Source organism: Streptomyces sp. NPDC085944 (genome assembly GCF_040686295.1).
GTDB lineage: Bacteria > Actinomycetota > Actinomycetes > Streptomycetales > Streptomycetaceae > Streptomyces > Streptomyces salinarius.
In genome coordinates, this window is record NZ_JBFBJX010000019.1 from 72,998 (window position 1) to 87,550 (window position 14,553).

A 14,553-nucleotide genomic window follows, 5' to 3' on the forward strand; every position below is an offset into this window, starting at 1 on the left:
CGCCAGCCTCCATACCGTCGCCGCCTGCCCAGACGCGTCCTTCCCCACACTCGCACGCGCGCCGCGCGGGGCACGACCCTGTTGACTAGTTCTATTCACGTGGCGAGGATATGAATATCCGTAGCAAACATCCGCCGGGAGCAAGCCACCAGGAGGCAGACCATGTCCGGACCTCGTCCCGTCCGAGCGCCACGCGGTACCGAGCCGAACGCCCTGGGCTGGCAGCAGGAGGCCGCCCTGCGGATGCTGCAGAACAACCTCGACCCCGAGGTCGCCGAGCACCCCGACAAGCTCGTCGTCTACGGCGGCACCGGGAAGGCGGCGCGTGACTGGCGTTCCTTCGACGCCATGGTCCGCACCCTGAAAACCCTGAAGCAGGACGAGACGATGCTCGTCCAGTCCGGCCGTCCGGTCGGCGTCATGCAGACCCACGAGTGGGCGCCGCGCGTGCTCATCGCCAACTCCAACCTGGTCGGCGACTGGGCCAACTGGGAGGAGTTCCGTCGCCTGGAGGCCCTCGGCCTGACCATGTACGGGCAGATGACGGCCGGCTCCTGGATCTACATCGGCACCCAGGGCATCCTGCAGGGCACCTACGAGACCTTCGCCGCCGTCGCCGCGAAGAAGTTCGGCGGCACCCTGGCCGGGACCGTCACCCTCACCGCCGGCCTCGGCGGCATGGGCGGCGCCCAGCCGCTCGCCGTCACGATGAACGACGGCGTCGCCATCTGCATCGACTGCGACCCGCGCGCCATCGACCGCCGCATCGAGCACCGCTACCTCGACGTCAGGGCCGACTCGCTCGACCACGCCCTCCAGCTGGCCACCGAGGCCCGGGACCGCCGCAAGCCGCTGTCCGTCGGCGTCCTCGGCAACGCCGCCGAACTGGTCCCGCAGCTGCTCGCCATGGGCGCCCCGATCGACATCGTCACCGACCAGACCTCGGCCCACGACCCGCTGGCCTACCTGCCCACCGGCATCGCCTTCGAGGACATGGCCGACGCCGCCGCCAAGGACCCGGCGGGCTTCACCACCCGGGCCCGCGAGTCCATGGCCCGGCACGTCGAGGCCATGGTCGGCTTCCAGGACGCGGGCGCCGAGGTCTTCGACTACGGCAACTCCATCCGCGGCGAGGCCCGGCTCGCCGGGTACGACCGGGCGTTCGCCTTCCCCGGCTTCGTGCCGGCGTACATCCGCCCGCTCTTCTGCGAGGGCAAGGGCCCCTTCCGCTGGGCCGCCCTGTCCGGCGACCCCGCCGACATCGCCAGGACCGACCAGGCGATCCTCGACCTCTTCCCGGAGAACGAGTCCCTGGCCCGCTGGATCAAGATGGCCGGCGAGCGGGTGCACTTCCAGGGCCTGCCCGCCCGGATCTGCTGGCTCGGCTACGGCGAGCGCGACAAGGCCGGCGAGCGGTTCAACGACATGGTCGCGAGCGGTGAGCTGGCCGCCCCGATCGTCATCGGCCGCGACCACCTCGACTGCGGCTCCGTCGCCTCCCCGTACCGCGAGACCGAGGCCATGCTCGACGGCTCCGACGCCATCGCCGACTGGCCGCTGCTCAACGCCATGGTCAACGTGGCCTCCGGCGCCTCCTGGGTCTCCCTCCACCACGGCGGCGGCGTCGGGATGGGCCGCTCCATCCACGCCGGCCAGGTCACCGTCGCCGACGGCACCCCGCTCGCCGGGGAGAAGATCCGCCGGGTCCTCACCAACGACCCCGGCATGGGCGTCATCCGGCACGTCGACGCCGGGTACGACATCGCCGAGTCGGTCGCCGGGGAGCGGGGCGTGCGGGTGCCGATGCGCGAGGGCGCCGGGGCCGCCGCGGGTGACGCGACCCGGCAGGGCGACGCGACGCGCGAGGGTGACGGCGCGTGAGCTTCCACAGCATGTGGGCGGAGCTGCTGCCGGTCGGCCGCAGCTCCGCCTCCGGCGGCTACCGCCGCTACGCCTGGACGGGCGCCGACGCCGACTGCCGGGCCTGGTTCCAGGAGCAGGCCGAGGCGCGCGGCCTCGCCTTCGAGACCGACCGCAACGGCAACCAGTGGGCCTGGCTCGGCGACCCGGCCGCCGGGAACGCCGTCGTCACCGGGTCCCACCTGGACTCCGTGCCCGACGGCGGTGCCTTCGACGGCCCGCTCGGCGTGGTCTCCGCCTTCGCCGCCCTGGACGAACTGCGCGCCAGGGGAGCGCGGTTCACCAGGCCGCTGGGCATCGTCAACTTCGGTGACGAGGAGGGCGCCCGCTTCGGCCTCGCCTGCGTCGGCTCCCGGCTCACCGCCGGCGCGCTCACCGTCGAGCAGGCGCACCGCCTCACCGACGGCGACGGCGTCACCCTCCCGCGGGCCATGGAGCTGGCCGGGTACGACCCGGGCGCCCTCGGCCCCGACCCCGAACGGCTCGCCCGCATCGGCGCCTTCGTCGAACTCCACGTCGAGCAGGGCCGCGCCCTCGACCTGTCCGGCGACCGCATCGGCATCGCCTCCGCCATCTGGCCGCACGGACGCTGGCGGTTCGACTTCCGCGGCGAGGCCAACCACGCCGGCACCACCCGCCTCGCCGACCGGCACGACCCCATGCTGTCGTACGCCGAGACCGTCCTCGCCGCCCGCCGCGAGGCCGAACTCGCCGGTGCCGTCGCCACCTTCGGCAAGATCGGCGTCGAACCCAACGGCGTCAACGCCGTCCCCTCCCTGGTCCGCGGCTGGCTCGACTCGCGCGCCGCCGACCAGGAGAGCCTGGACACCGTCGTCACCGGTATCGAGAAGGCCGCCCGCGAGTACGCCGCCGCCCACGGCGTGGACCTCGACGTCGTGCGCGAGTCCTTCACGCCCGTCGTCGAGTTCGACCACGCCCTGCGCGACGAACTCGCCCGCATCCTGGGCACCCGTACGGAACTGAAGGTCCCCGTCCTCGGCACCGGCGCCGGACACGACGCCGGAATCCTCTCCGACCGCATCCCGACCGCCATGCTGTTCGTACGCAACCCCACCGGCGTCTCGCACTCCCCGGCCGAGTACGCCGCCGAGGACGACTGCGCGGCCGGGGTGAGCGCACTCGCCGACGTACTGGAAGGGCTGGCCTGCACGTGACCTCCACCGAGCGGACCCGGACGTACTGGCTGGAGCACGCCTGGCTCGGCACCCACGTCGAGCCGGGCGTCGCCGTGGACGTCCAGGGCGGCCGCGTCACCGCCGTCCACCAGGGCGTCCACACCCCGCCACCCGGCGCCGAGATCCTGCGCGGACTGACCCTGCCGGGGCTGGCGAACGCGCACTCGCACGCCTTCCACCGCGCCCTGCGCGGCACCGTCCAGGTCGGCTCCGGCACCTTCTGGACCTGGCGCGAGGTCATGTACTCCGTCGCCGACCGGCTGACGCCGGACACCTACCACGCACTCGCCCGCGCCGTGTACGCCGAGATGGCGCTGGCCGGCATCACCACCGTCGGCGAGTTCCACTACGTGCACCACGCGCCCGCGGGCACCCCCTACGCCGACCCCAACGCGATGGGCGAGGCGCTGATCGAGGCGGCCGCCGAAGCCGGTGTCCGCATCACCCTCCTCGACACCTGCTACCTGTCCTCCGGCTTCGGCGAACCCCCCAACACCCACCAGCAACGCTTCTCCGACGGCACGGCGGAGGCCTGGGCCGAACGCTGTTCAGTTCTCAAGGAACGGGATCACGCACGGATCGGGGCCGCGATCCACTCCGTACGGGCCGTGCCCGCGGACCAGTTGACGACCGTGGCGCGGTGGGCCGAGGAACGGCGGGCCCCGCTGCACATGCACCTGTCCGAGCAGACCGCCGAGAACGACGCCTGCCGGCAGGCCCACGGCTGCACGCCCACCCGCCTCCTCGCCGACCACGGCGTGCTCGGCCCCCGCACCACCGGCGTCCACAACACCCACCTCACCGACGAGGACGTCGCCCTGCTCGGCGGCAGCCGCACCGGCACCTGCATGTGCCCCACCACGGAACGGGACCTGGCCGACGGCATCGGCCCGGCGGCCGCGCTGCAGCGGGCGGGCTCCCCGCTCTCCCTCGGCTCCGACAGCCACGCCGTCGTCGACCTGCTGGAAGAGGCGCGCGCAATGGAGCTGAACGAGCGTCTGCGCACCCGCGCCCGCGGCCACTGGACCGCCGCGGCCCTGCTGCGCGCCGCCACGGCCGACGGCCACGCCGCCCTCGGCTGGGACGACACCGGCCGCATCGAGGCCGGAGCCCGCGCCGACCTCGCGACCATCGCGCTGGACTCGGTCAGGACGGCGGGGCCACTGCCCAGGCTCGGCGCCGAGACGGCCGTATTCGCCGCGACGGCAGCGGACGTGCGGCACACGATCGTGGGCGGGCGGCACGTCGTACGCGATGGGGCGCACGCCCTCGTCCCCGACGTGCCGCAGGCCCTCGCGCAGGCCGTCGAAGCCCTGCACGCCTGACGGCGATCAGCCCCCGCCCCCACGAGGACACCAGGGACCCCATGAGCAGCACCGTCATCACCAACATCGCCGCACTCGTCACCAACGACCCCTCCCTCGGCGACCACTCCCCGCTCGGTCTGGTCCGGGACGCGGCCGTCGTCATCGAGGGCGACCGGGTCGCGTGGACCGGTGAATCAAGCAAAGCACCCGCCACTGACAACCGGGTCGACGCCGAGGGCCGGGCGGTCCTCCCCGGCTTCGTGGACTCCCACTCCCACCTCCTCTTCGCGGGCGACCGCACCGAGGAGTTCAACGCCCGCATGTCCGGCCGCCCCTACAGCGCGGGCGGCATCCGCACCACCGTCGCCGCCACCCGCGCCGCGAGCGACGCGGAGCTGGAGGCCTCCCTCACCCGTTACCTCGCCGAGGCCCTGCGGCAGGGCACGACCACCTTCGAGACCAAGTCCGGCTACGGCCTGACCACCGCCGACGAGTCCCGCGCCCTGCGCGTCGCCGCCCGCCACACCGACGAGGTCACCTTCCTCGGCGCCCACATCGTCGCCCCCGAACTCTCAGACGACCCCGCCGCCTACGTCGACCTGGTCACCGGCGAGATGCTCGACGCCTGCGCGCCGCACGCCCGCTGGATCGACGTGTTCTGCGAGAAGGGCGCCTTCGACGGCGACCAGGCCCGCGCCATCCTCACCGCGGGCAGGGCCAGGGGCCTGCACCCCCGCATCCACGCCAACCAGCTCTCCTACGGCCCCGGCGTCCGGCTCGCCGTCGAACTCGACGCCGCCAGCGCCGACCACTGCACCCACCTGACCGACGCCGACGTGGACGCCCTCGCGAACAGCCGTACGGTCGCGACCCTGCTGCCCGGCGCCGAGTTCTCCACCCGCGCCCGGTGGCCGGACGCCCGGCGCCTGATCGACGCCGGTGCCACGGTCGCCCTCTCCACCGACTGCAACCCCGGCTCCTCCTTCACGTCGTCCGTGCCCTTCTGCATCGCGCTCGCGGTACGGGACATGGGGATGACGCCGGACGAGGCGGTCTGGTCGGCCACTGCCGGCGGCGCCGCTGCCCTGCGCCGCGACGACGTCGGACGCCTCGTCCCTGGCGCGTACGCCGACCTGACGCTCCTGGACGCCCCGAGCCACGTCCACCTGGCCTACCGGCCGGGGGTGCCGCTGGTCGCGGGCGTGTGGCGGCGCGGCGTACGTAAGGTGTGAGCGTACGAGCGTCGGCGGGAGCGGGGACAGGGCGGATGGCGAGGCACTGGCGGGCCTGGGGAGCGCCGTTCCTGGTGAACCTGCTGCTCGGCGTACCGGCGGTGGTGCCGATCTGGATCGTCTGGTACGTGCTGGTGAACTGGCCGCTGGCCGAACTCGGTTGGACCGTGCGCAACCCGACGGAGAACGACGGGATGGCGCTCTGGCTGGTGATCGTCGTCCCGGTGGTCGCGCTGTTCGGGCTGCTCTGGTGGCTGGCCAACGAGCCCCTGCGGCGCAGGACCGCCCTCGCCCCGCGCTCGTTCTGGCTGCTGTGCGTCCTGGTGCCGTTGCTGCCGACCGCCGCCCTGTTCGCCCACTCCGGGTGACGGGGCCCCGGCAGCCCGAAGGGGGGCGGCCCGGTTTCGGACCGCCCCCCTTGAGGGCAAGGAACACCCGGTCAGGGTCCGAGGACTACTCCTCGACCGTGAGCCCCTTGCGCAGCCGTACGAGGGTCCGCGACAGCAGACGTGAGACGTGCATCTGCGAGATGCCCAGTTCCTCGCCGATCTCCGACTGGGTCATGCCCGCGACGAAACGGAGGGAGAGGATCTTCCGGTCCCGCGAGGGCAGCTCGGCGATCAGCGGCTTCAGCGACTCGACGTACTCGATGCCCTCGAGCCCGTGGTCCTCGTAGCCGATGCGGTCGGCGAGCGCGCCCTCCGCGTCGTCCTCCTCCGGCTGGGCGTCCAGTGAGGAGGCGGTGTAGGCGTTGGACGCCGCCATGCCCTCGACGACCTCGTCCTTGGACAGGCCGAGGTGCTCGGCCAGCTCGCTCACCGTGGGGGCGCGGTCGAGGCGCTGAGCCAGCTCGTCGCCGGCCTTCGCCAGGTCGAGCCGCAGCTCCTGCAGGCGGCGCGGGACGCGCACGGACCACGAGGTGTCGCGGAAGAAGCGCTTGATCTCGCCGATGATGGTCGGCATCGCGAACGTGGGGAACTCCACACCGCGCGACATCTCGAAGCGGTCGATCGCCTTGATCAGGCCGATGGTGCCGACCTGGATGATGTCCTCCATCGGCTCGCTGCGCGAGCGGAAGCGGGAGGCGGCGAACTTGACCAGCGCCAGGTTCAGCTCGACGAGCGTGTTGCGCACGTACGCGTACTCATGGGTGCCTTCCTCAAGCGACTCCAGCCGCTCGAAGAGGGTCTTGGACAGGGCCCTGGCGTCCGCCGGAGCGACCTCGTCGTAGGCGGGGATGTCCGGAAGCCCGGCGAGTGCGTCGTCGGGGTCGACGACGGCGTCGTGGTGCTCGATGGGATCCAGATGTTCCGGAGGGAGTGTCGACGTCGCTTGGTGGGTACGCGATCCGTCGAGCCGGGGTGACATGATGTCCTCCATCGTTCTCGGCATACGGCTGCCGAAGCCAAATACGTGCACTGCGGTGTGCGGCGCCTCCAAAGCCGGCCGTGTCGGTTGACGTGTCGTACTAGCCCTACCGGGTCCACCGAGTCGATCGCAAGTGCGTTCTGTGTCAATATGTCCGTTTGTGCGCGATTGTTAGAGTGTCGGCGCACTGCGGGAGGGCGTAGTGTTCGGGGGGCGTCAGCAAGCAGTCACGACCTCGGGAGAGAGAAACGGCATGGACCGCGGGACGGTCGGCCAGGCCCAGTCGGGCCGGCTTCTGGTCGAGGTACGGGAAGAGGGCCCCAGTGCCGTCGTGACCCCGGCGGGTGAGCTGGATCACCACACCGCCGATCTGTTGCGCGAGCCGCTGGAGGACTGTCTCGCCAAGGGATTCAACCGGCTCGTCGTGGACTGTTCACGGCTCGAGTTCTGCGACTCCACGGGGCTCAACGTCCTGCTCGGCGCTCGGTTGAAGGCAGAGGCGACCGGGGGCGGCGTGCATCTGGTGGCCATGCAGCCGGTGGTGGCCCGCGTGTTCGAGATCACGGGGGCCGAAGCTGTCTTCACCCTGCATGACACGCTTGCGGCCGCCCTGGCCGACGAGTCCGGCTGAGCCGGTCCTTGTCCGGCCGACGGAGGGGTGCGTGTGCTTCCCGGGGCGGGCGTTTCCGCCCCGCGCCGGGTTTCGTGGCGAATACAGGGGTGTTCGCACGGTCCGGTCGGGCAGGAGAGACCCTGAACCGGCTGTGTGCGACATTGCCGGCAGCGAATTTGAAACGTGAACTGGTGAATCGGTGAGGTGAAGCGCTGATGAGCACCACCCGGCCCTACCCGCCGGGCGACCGCGGTCCGGAGCCCAGCGGCGCTTCCGGGGCGTCCGCGCCCGCGCAGGTGCCTTCCTCGGGGGCTCCCGGGGCGGCGTCCGTGCCCACGGCTGCCTCCGCTTCCGGGGGCGGCGGGCGGCAGGCCCGCAGGCTGAGCTTCGAGGACGCGAGCGGGGTCGTCCCGCTGGCCCGTGACTTCACCCGCGAGGCGCTGTACGCCTGGGGCTGGCTGCCCTCCGCCACCGCGGACCAGCGTGCCGCCGCGGAGGACGTCCTGCTCGTGGTCTCCGAGCTGGTCACCAACGCGTGTCTCCATGCGGAGGGCCCGGACGAGCTGTCGATCACCTGCGAGAAGAAGGTGATCCGGCTGGAGGTCTCCGACCGCGGTACGGGCCAGCCGGCGCCGCGGACCCCGCACCGCGCGGGGCGCCCCGGCGGCCACGGGATGTTCATCGTGCAGCGCCTGTGCCTGGACTGGGGCGTCGTACGCACGCCGGGAGTCGCGGGCAAGCGGGTCTGGGCGGAGCTGGGCGCTCCGGCGTAGGCCTGCGGCGCTTGCCGGGCTCTTCGCCCACCCGCCCGTCTCGGTCGGCCAAGAGGCTGCCGTCCCCGGGGCTCCGCCCCGGACCCCGGTGGGGACCGTGCCCTGCGCTACCCCCGCACCTCGAACCAGAGCAGCTTCCCGGCGCCGCGCGGGAGCACGTCGTCGCCGAGTGACCACCCTCCCCGCGAGTCGGCACACGCCTGTACGAGCTGCAGCCCGCGCCCGCCCTCCGCGTCCCCCCGCGGGGCGGGAGCCGTCCGGTGCCCTCCCGGCGGTTCCGCGAAGGAGAGGGCACGTGCGGGCTGCTGTCCCACACCCCGACCCGCAGCCGCCCGTCACTCAGCGCGGTGAGCCGCAGCGAGCAGGGACCGCGGGTGTGCCGGTAGGCGTTGGTGACCAGCTCCGACGCCAGCAGCTCGACGCTGTCCAGTACTCCGTGCCGCCCGTGCCCGCCGAGGACGGCCCGTACGGTCACCCGTGCGACGCGTGCGGCCCTGGGGTCGTGCGGCAGGCGGAGGGCGTACGCCCAGGTGTCGGACGGGGATACGGTGCCCATGAAGCAGCCTTTCGGGAAGGAGGGGATCCGGCTGCCCAACGGCCGCGCCGGGCGGTGGCTGTGCCCAGGGGGTGCGCTTCCGGCTTACGGGGGCGGGGGGTTGGGCGGTTGGGGCTACCGTAGGGCTATTGGGGAGATTTATCTCCCAAATCCGGAAGATGCACCTGTTGTTACCTCGTGTGAGTTACGAACGCGCCATGCGGTGGCCTGAGGAGAGGCGTCGTGCCCCCTGTAACCAACCCCACTTTGCGACAGCGGCGTCTCGGCGCCGAACTGCGGAAACTGCGCGAACGTGCTGGCTTCACGGTCACACAGGCGGCCGCACACCTGGGCGTCAACCAGGGGCGCGTCAGCATGATCGAGACCGGCCGCAGTCCGCTCAGTGCCGACCGTGTCGCGGCGATGGCCTCCGCTTACGACTGTGTCGACGAACGCCTGATCGCGGCTCTCTCGGCGATGACCGGGCGCCGGACCCGCGGCTGGTGGGAGGAGTACCGCGAGCACCTGCCTGCGGCCCTGGTCGACCTGGCCGAACTGGAGCACCACGCCACAGGCCTGCGCGTGGCTCTCGCCATGCACATCCCCGCGCTCCTGCAGACCACGGACCACGCACGTGCGCTCTTTCGAGCCGTGGTCCCGTCCATGCGGCAGTACGAGATCGAGCATCGCCTCACCCATCGCATCAAGCGCCAGGGCGTCCTTCACCGGGAGTGCGCGCCTCAGTACTCGGCAATCGTCCACGAGTCGGCTCTACGGATGGGCTTCGGCGGCCCCGAAGTCGCGAGCGGTCAGCTCAAGCACCTCTTGGAGATGGGCGAGCTGCCGAACGTCACAGTCCGGGTCATCCCCTTCGGAGCGGCGTACTACCCCAGCACCGGACAGTCCTTCGACTATGTCGAGGGAGCCGTGCCGCAACTCGACACCGTTCAGTTGGACACCCACCACGGCGGCTGCGGATTTCTCGACGCGGAGGCTCAGTTGGCCAAGTACCGTGCCGTGCTGGAGCACATGGAGTCCTGCGCGCTCGACACCACCGCGTCGCGCGACTTCATTGAAAACCTCAGGCGGGACATGTGAGAGAGGCTGGCATGAGCATCCACCAGTGGCGGAAGTCCACGTACAGCGGCGACAGTTCGAACTGCCTCGAGATAGCCACCGCCCCGGCGACGATCCTCGTCCGGGACTCCAAGAACCCGAACGGGCCCCGCCTCGCCCTCCGTCCCGCCACGTGGACGCGCTTCGCCGCGTACGCCGCGGCGGATGCCCACGGACGGAGCCGGGGTTTTCGACCGTGACGACCACCCCGGGGGCCGGGAGCCGGGAGGCGTGGTTCGCCCGCCACGAGGTTCCGCCAACCTCGTCCCCACGCCCGGAGGGTCACCCCGTCCGCAGGACGGGGTGACCCTCCGGGAAGAAGCGGGCGTGCCCGCAGGGCTCAGCGGACGTCGCCCATGAGCTCCTTGACGCGCTTGCGGTACATCCAGATCGCGAGGCCCGCGACCACCGCGAGGGTGGCTTCCGCGGCGACGATGCCCGTCTTGTTGAGGTCGACGCCGGCGATGGAGAGCAGGCCGGTCGTGGCGTCACCGGCGGTGACGGCGAGGAACCAGACGCCCATCATCTGGGAGGCGTACTTCACCGGAGCCATCTTCGTCGTCACCGACAGGCCGACCGGGGAGAGCATCAGCTCACCGCAGGTCTGGACGAAGTAGATCGCCACCAGCCACAGCGCCGCCGCCTTGTGGCCGCCCTCCGCGATGCCCAGCGGGGCCAGGAAGAGGAAGAAGGACGCGCCGACCAGGACCAGGCCGAAGGAGAACTTGACGACCGTGCTCGGCTCCTTGCCGCGGCGGTTGAGCGCCAGCCACACCGTCGCGAAGACCGGGGCCAGGGCCATGATGATGACCGGGTTGACCGACTGGAACCAGGAGACCGGGAAGTCCCAGCCGAGGACGCTGGTGTTCGTCGAGGAGTCGGCGAAGAGCGACAGGGTCGAGCCGCCCTGGTCGTAGATCATCCAGAACACGGCCGCGGCGACGAAGAACCAGATGTACGCCGACATCTTGGACTGCTCCGCGCGGTCCAGGGACTTGTCGCGCTTGATGTTGGTCAGCACCAGGATGGGGACGATCACGCCGAGCAGGGTCAGCGGGACCAGGATCCAGTTCAGGGTGTAGACACCGGAGAAGCCGACGATCGCGTAGAAGACGACGGCCAGCGCGGCCCAGAACGCGGCCTTGCGCAGCGTCGAGGTCTTCTCCTCGACGGACAGCGGCTTCGGGACCGTGCTGGAGTGCGGGTCCAGGTGGCGGCTGCCGATCAGGAACTGGAGCACGCCCAGACCCATGCCGACCGCGGCGAGGGCGAAGCCCAGGTGCCAGTTGACGTTCTCGCCGATGGTGCCGATGGTCAGCGGCGCGGCGAAGGCACCGAGGTTGATGCCCATGTAGAAGACCGTGAAGCCACCGTCGCGGCGCGGGTCGTCGGGGCCGCTGTAGAGCTGGCCGACCATCGTCGAGATGTTGGCCTTCAGCAGGCCGGAGCCGATGGCTACCAGACCGAGGCCCGCGTAGAACGTGCCCGCGGACGGCAGCGCCAGCGTGAGGTGGCCGAGCATGATCACGCCACCGGCGATGGCGACGGTCTTGCGGGGACCCCATACGCGGTCGCCGAACCAGCCGCCCGGCATCGTGAGCAGGTACACCAGCGAGAGGTACACCGAGTAGATCGCGGTCGCGGTGCCGGCGTTGAGGCCGAGGCCGCCCGGGGCGACGAGGTACAGCGGGAGCAGAGCCCTCATGCCGTAGTAGGAGAACCTCTCCCACATCTCGGTCATGAAAAGTGTGGCCAGTCCGCGGGGGTGGCCGAAGAAGGTCTTCTCGGTTCCGGGGGTGCCCGGGGTGACCGAGTCCTTCGTCAGGCTGGACGCCATGGTCGATCCTTGCTGGTCGGGACGCGCTCACGAGGCGATGCGCGCCCGGTGGGGGGCGGCCGGCACCGGCGGCCTTCCCCGCCCGTCCCACGCCTGAGGGATTCCGCTCCGGATTGCGAAGCGGTGGGCGGCGGCCACCGGGATCCACGCCTCCGTGCGCGTCACTGCACGCGCCGAGGCCCGGCCACAGGTCATTCCTTTCAAGGCCGGCCGTGGGGGCCGACCCGCACACAAAAGAGACCTTCAGCGTCGAAACTGTCGCCAAAGGTCCCCTGGGTACTACAGGCGCTGATTCACCATACGGCAGGACACCGCCCGGTATGGAAGGACTTGAGACGCGGATCACAGGTGATAATGGAACCGCGAACGATCTTTCGAAGGTCCATTACAGGATGGCACCCCACAGCCGCAGGTTCGGACGTGGGGTCGACGGGGCAGGTCGCGCAGTCGATCGCGCGGCGGACGTCGGTGACTGCCCGGCTTGTCCGCAAGTGACCCACGGGCGGTCGACAGGCGGTCCACAGGTCGCTCGCAGGCGGTCCGCGGGCGGGAGTCCCTCGGGGCGATCTTGCCCCGGGCGTTGCTCCGAGCGGTCTACCATCAGCTCATGACCCGTGTACTGCTCGCCGAGGACGACGCGTCCATCTCGGAGCCGCTGGCCCGCGCACTGCGCAGGGAAGGGTACGAGGTCGAGGTGCGTGAGGACGGACCCACCGCACTCGACGCGGGGCTGCAGGGCGGCATCGACCTGGTCGTGCTGGACCTCGGCCTGCCGGACATGGACGGTCTCGAGGTCGCCCGCCGGCTGCGGTCCGAGGGCCACGCCGTGCCGATCCTGATCCTGACCGCGCGCGCCGACGAGGTGGACACCGTCGTCGGCCTGGACGCGGGCGCCGACGACTACGTCACCAAGCCCTTCCGCCTCGCCGAACTGCTCGCCCGGGTCCGGGCCCTGCTGCGGCGCGGCGCCGTGGAGCCCCCGCAGCCGCCCGCCACCCACGGTGTGCGCATCGACGTCGAGTCGCACCGGGCCTGGATGGGCGAGGAGGAGCTGCAGCTCACCGCGAAGGAGTTCGACCTGCTGCGGGTCCTGGTGCGCGACGCCGGCCGGGTCGTCACCCGCGACCAGCTGATGCGCGAGGTCTGGGACACCACCTGGTGGTCGTCGACCAAGACCCTCGACATGCACATCTCCTGGCTGCGCAAGAAGCTCGGCGACGACGCGGCCAACCCCCGCTACATCGCCACCGTGCGCGGCGTGGGCTTCCGTTTCGAGAAGAACTGACTCGAGAAGAACTGAGTCGAGGAGAACCGAGCGAGCCCGCGAGGGCCCGCCCGGGCGACCCGGGTAAGAGGACATGCGCCGTCGACTGATCCAGTCCACGCTCGCCGTGGTGCTCGTCGTGATCGCCGTCTTCGGCGTCTCCCTCGTCATCGTCGAGACCCGCACGATCAGCAGCACCGCACAGGAGAGGGTCGACCTGGAGGCGGTCCGGCTGGCCAGCATCGTGGACAGCCGACTCATCGGCACCGGCTCCGTCGACGAGCAGTTCCTGCGGGAGCAGATCAGCGACGCCCGGTACGCCCTGATCCGCATCCCCGGCGAGCAGGTCGTCGAGGTCGGCGACAAACCGTCCGGCGACGTCCTCCGGGGCAGGGCCACCGGCGAGGAGGGCGAGACCGTCCTCGTCGAGGAGCCCAGGTCCTCGGTGACCCGCGAGGTCGGGCGGACCCTGCTGATCATCGGCCTGGTGGCGCTGCTCGCGGTGGTCGCCGCCGTACTGCTGGCGATCCGGCAGGCCAACCGCCTCGCCTCCCCGCTCACCGACCTCGCCGAGACCGCCGAACGCCTCGGTTCCGGCGACCCGCGCCCCCGGCACAAGCGGTACGGCGTCCCCGAGCTGGACCGCGTCGCCGACGTCCTGGACTCCTCCGCCGAGCGCATCGCCCGGATGCTCACCGCCGAGCGCCGCCTGGCCGCCGACGCCTCCCACCAGCTCCGTACGCCGCTGACCGCGCTGTCGATGCGGCTGGAGGAGATCACCCTCACCGACGAGCCGGAGACGGTGAAGGAGGAGGCGACGATCGCGCTGTCGCAGGTGGAGCGGCTGACGGACGTCGTCGACCGGCTGCTGACCAACTCCCGCGACCCGCGCAGCGGCTCCGCCGTCACCTTCGAGCTGGACGACGTCATCCAGCAGCAGATCGCCGAGTGGCGCCCCGCCTACCGCGGCGAGGGGCGGGCCATCGTCAGCTCCGGCAAGCGTCATCTGACGGCCGTGGGCACCCCGGGCGCCGTGGCGCAGGTGCTGGCCGCGCTGATCGAGAACTCCCTGATGCACGGCGGCGGCACCGTCGCCCTGCGGACCCGGGTGACCGGCAACCAGGCCGTGGTCGAGGTCACCGACGAGGGGCCCGGCGTCCCGGCCGACCTGGGGGCGCGGATCTTCGAACGGGCGATCAGCGGACGCAACTCCACGGGCATCGGCCTCGCCGTCGCCCGCGATCTGGCCGAGGCGGACGGCGGACGCCTGGAGCTGCTCCAGGGGCGTCCGCCGGTCTTCGGACTGTTCCTGTCCCGTACGCCGCCGTCGAAGAAGACCCCGGGGGACGGCGACCAGACGGTGCGCTGAGCGCGCCGGGGACGGTGCGCCGG

At 71.5% G+C, this 14,553-nt stretch carries 13 protein-coding genes; 11 read left to right on the forward strand and 2 right to left on the reverse strand.

Features of this window, described 5'->3' with window-relative positions; all coding sequences use genetic code 11:
• Positions 1-162: 162 nt before the first annotated feature.
• The 5 genes from hutU to AB0P07_RS30360 are packed head-to-tail and all read left to right on the forward strand — an operon-like array spanning position 163 to position 6,023.
• Positions 163-1,881, forward strand: a complete 1,719-nt coding sequence (gene hutU / locus AB0P07_RS30340; RefSeq protein ID WP_365556181.1) for a urocanate hydratase — start codon at positions 163-165, stop codon at positions 1,879-1,881.
• On the forward strand, positions 1,878-3,095 hold the full coding sequence (locus tag AB0P07_RS30345) for an allantoate amidohydrolase (RefSeq protein ID WP_365556183.1): 1,218 nt from the start codon (positions 1,878-1,880) through the stop codon (positions 3,093-3,095). The genes hutU and AB0P07_RS30345 overlap by 4 nt, the downstream gene beginning before the upstream one ends.
• Complete coding sequence (locus AB0P07_RS30350; RefSeq protein ID WP_365556185.1) at positions 3,092-4,441, forward strand: formimidoylglutamate deiminase; 1,350 nt, start codon at positions 3,092-3,094, stop codon at positions 4,439-4,441. The genes AB0P07_RS30345 and AB0P07_RS30350 overlap by 4 nt, the downstream gene beginning before the upstream one ends.
• Positions 4,442-4,482: 41 nt before the next feature.
• Positions 4,483-5,655, forward strand: coding sequence for an imidazolonepropionase (gene hutI, locus AB0P07_RS30355; protein ID WP_365556188.1), 1,173 nt, complete (start codon positions 4,483-4,485; stop codon positions 5,653-5,655).
• 35 nt (positions 5,656-5,690) lie between these two features.
• Positions 5,691-6,023, forward strand: coding sequence for a hypothetical protein (locus AB0P07_RS30360; RefSeq protein WP_365556190.1), 333 nt, complete (start codon positions 5,691-5,693; stop codon positions 6,021-6,023).
• Between the two features lie 85 nt (positions 6,024-6,108).
• On the opposite strand, the gene AB0P07_RS30365 is transcribed toward AB0P07_RS30360, so the two are convergent.
• Positions 6,109-7,035: an RNA polymerase sigma factor SigF gene (locus AB0P07_RS30365; RefSeq protein ID WP_362348906.1), complete on the reverse strand. Its 927-nt coding sequence runs from the start codon at positions 7,033-7,035 to the stop codon at positions 6,109-6,111.
• 241 nt (positions 7,036-7,276) lie between these two features.
• Between AB0P07_RS30365 and AB0P07_RS30370 the strand changes: the two genes are divergently transcribed.
• The 4 genes from AB0P07_RS30370 (at position 7,277) to AB0P07_RS30385 (ending at position 10,260) form a co-directional block, all read left to right on the forward strand.
• Positions 7,277-7,654 (forward strand): STAS domain-containing protein, encoded by a 378-nt coding sequence (locus AB0P07_RS30370; protein ID WP_365556193.1) that lies wholly within the window; start codon positions 7,277-7,279, stop codon positions 7,652-7,654.
• A gap of 197 nt (positions 7,655-7,851) precedes the next feature.
• On the forward strand, positions 7,852-8,409 hold the full coding sequence (locus tag AB0P07_RS30375; RefSeq protein WP_365556195.1) for an ATP-binding protein: 558 nt from the start codon (positions 7,852-7,854) through the stop codon (positions 8,407-8,409).
• Positions 8,410-9,187: 778 nt separating this feature from the next.
• Positions 9,188-10,042 carry a helix-turn-helix transcriptional regulator gene (locus tag AB0P07_RS30380; RefSeq protein ID WP_365556197.1) on the forward strand — a complete coding sequence of 285 codons (855 nt, stop codon included), beginning with the start codon at positions 9,188-9,190 and terminating at the stop codon, positions 10,040-10,042.
• A gap of 11 nt (positions 10,043-10,053) precedes the next feature.
• Positions 10,054-10,260: a DUF397 domain-containing protein gene (locus AB0P07_RS30385; RefSeq protein WP_365556199.1), complete on the forward strand. Its 207-nt coding sequence runs from the start codon at positions 10,054-10,056 to the stop codon at positions 10,258-10,260.
• A gap of 140 nt (positions 10,261-10,400) precedes the next feature.
• On the opposite strand, the gene AB0P07_RS30390 is transcribed toward AB0P07_RS30385, so the two are convergent.
• On the reverse strand, positions 10,401-11,897 hold the full coding sequence (locus tag AB0P07_RS30390) for an MFS transporter (RefSeq protein WP_362483634.1): 1,497 nt from the start codon (positions 11,895-11,897) through the stop codon (positions 10,401-10,403).
• Positions 11,898-12,504: 607 nt separating this feature from the next.
• On the opposite strand from AB0P07_RS30390, the gene AB0P07_RS30395 reads away from it, so the two are divergent.
• Positions 12,505-13,182, forward strand: coding sequence for a response regulator transcription factor (locus AB0P07_RS30395; protein WP_019329973.1), 678 nt, complete (start codon positions 12,505-12,507; stop codon positions 13,180-13,182).
• Positions 13,183-13,255: 73 nt separating this feature from the next.
• Entirely contained in the window at positions 13,256-14,530 is a 1,275-nt protein-coding gene (gene draK, locus AB0P07_RS30400) for a two-component system sensor histidine kinase DraK (protein ID WP_365556202.1), read from the forward strand.
• The last annotated feature ends 23 nt before the right edge of the window (positions 14,531-14,553 follow it).

Coding starts and splice junctions, on each gene's coding strand:
- hutU (WP_365556181.1), top strand. CDS start 163: ATGTCCGGACCTCGTCCCGTCCGAGCGCCACGCGGTACCGAGCCGAAC.
- hutI (WP_365556188.1), top strand. CDS start 4,483: ATGAGCAGCACCGTCATCACCAACATCGCCGCACTCGTCACCAACGAC.
- AB0P07_RS30360 (WP_365556190.1), top strand. CDS start 5,691: ATGGCGAGGCACTGGCGGGCCTGGGGAGCGCCGTTCCTGGTGAACCTG.
- AB0P07_RS30365 (WP_362348906.1), bottom strand. CDS start 7,035: ATGGAGGACATCATGTCACCCCGGCTCGACGGATCGCGTACCCACCAA.
- AB0P07_RS30370 (WP_365556193.1), top strand. CDS start 7,277: ATGGACCGCGGGACGGTCGGCCAGGCCCAGTCGGGCCGGCTTCTGGTC.
- AB0P07_RS30375 (WP_365556195.1), top strand. CDS start 7,852: ATGAGCACCACCCGGCCCTACCCGCCGGGCGACCGCGGTCCGGAGCCC.
- AB0P07_RS30385 (WP_365556199.1), top strand. CDS start 10,054: ATGAGCATCCACCAGTGGCGGAAGTCCACGTACAGCGGCGACAGTTCG.
- AB0P07_RS30390 (WP_362483634.1), bottom strand. CDS start 11,897: ATGGCGTCCAGCCTGACGAAGGACTCGGTCACCCCGGGCACCCCCGGA.
- AB0P07_RS30395 (WP_019329973.1), top strand. CDS start 12,505: ATGACCCGTGTACTGCTCGCCGAGGACGACGCGTCCATCTCGGAGCCG.
- draK (WP_365556202.1), top strand. CDS start 13,256: ATGCGCCGTCGACTGATCCAGTCCACGCTCGCCGTGGTGCTCGTCGTG.